The organism is Rhodoflexus caldus (genome assembly GCF_021206925.1).
GTDB lineage: Bacteria > Bacteroidota > Bacteroidia > Cytophagales > Thermoflexibacteraceae > Rhodoflexus > Rhodoflexus caldus.
The window spans coordinates 1-1,264 of the sequence record NZ_JAJPRF010000034.1 but is presented as its reverse complement, the minus strand read 5'-3'; the positions used below and the strand labels follow the sequence as shown (position 1 = coordinate 1,264).

Below are 1,264 nucleotides of genomic sequence, written 5' to 3'. Positions count from 1 at the left end.
GACACCAATTGGAAACTTGCCGCAGACGGGATGCCGATGATAGTGCCTTCGGCTGTTGCTACGTCAATGCGCACGCGGTAAGTACCCACAGGCAAATTGTGGGTCTGAGAGCTTACCAAGATGTTCGCGCCGTCCAAGCGGGCATCCAAGAAGCCTTCCCCGCCGTTGAAGTTGCCCTGATTGTCGGATACTACCAAGCGAAGGCTTGCATCCGCACCAAAGCTGCCCGCTATCTGTGCACGGATGCTGCTGCCCTGACACAACACGCCTGTGGACAGCAGAACGGTCTGTGCTCCCTGCGGCAACAGGCGGAAGCTGCGACGGACAGGAGTAGCGGCGGCAAACACATCATTGCCGCCTTGGGTGGCCTCTATGGTAATCGTAACCACAGCAGCCGGACGGTTGGTTATCACAAGGTTGCTGCCTTCTATTCTGGCAAAGTTCTGGCCTTCCACCACCGCAAAGCTCACAGGCAAGTTAGAAGTGGCCGTTGCCGACAAGGCAAAGCCGTTTTGCAGGTTGCCCGAAGGCAGGTTGAAGCTGATTTCCTGCGGCAACAGGGTGCGAACAGCCGGCGGTGGTTGTACACCTACAATGCTGCGGCGTGCAGGCTCGGCAGGCAACCATGCTTCATTGCCGTTTTGGGTAGCTTCTACTACAATTTCACCCGCGCCCGTAATCACCAGCACGTTGCCTTCTATGCGGCCGCTGCCCGATACCACGTTGAAGCTCACAGGCAAGCCAGAAGAAGCAAAGGCACTCAACGGCAGGCGGAAGCCCACATCGGCACGCGGTACACCAAGGGCGTTGAAAGTAATCGTTTGTGCAACAGGCAACACCTCAAAACTGCGACGAACAGGCGCTGGCGGCACAAAATCAGGTGTGCCGTCGCGGTTTACGTCCAATGAAGAAGGATTCACCGCGGCTTCCACTACCACCGTGCCTGTCTGACGAGGCAACGGACGTACCATGCCCGCAGCAACATCAGCAGGGCCGCTCACCACGCGGAAGGCTACGCTGCCGCAAGGAGCAGTTGCTGCCAACGGCTGACCGTTGGTGTTCCATGCCACATCGGCAAGGGCAGTGAAATTAATCGCACCGCAAGGGGCAGGAGCTACGTTGAAGCATACCTGCGCACGGCTGTTGGTATTGGGCTCACCGAAGAAGGTGAAGCATACCGTACCTGCACCTGTGATGCGATAGCCGACCAATTGTCCGCGCTCAAACACGGGGACTATCGGCCCTGAAACCGTCCGCTGTGCCG

1 pseudogene is annotated in these 1,264 nt (G+C 58.1%); it reads right to left on the bottom strand.

The window, feature by feature from the left end:
- Nucleotides 1-1,264 (bottom strand): annotated as a pseudogene (locus tag NDK19_RS16825) (hypothetical protein); the annotation flags it as partial.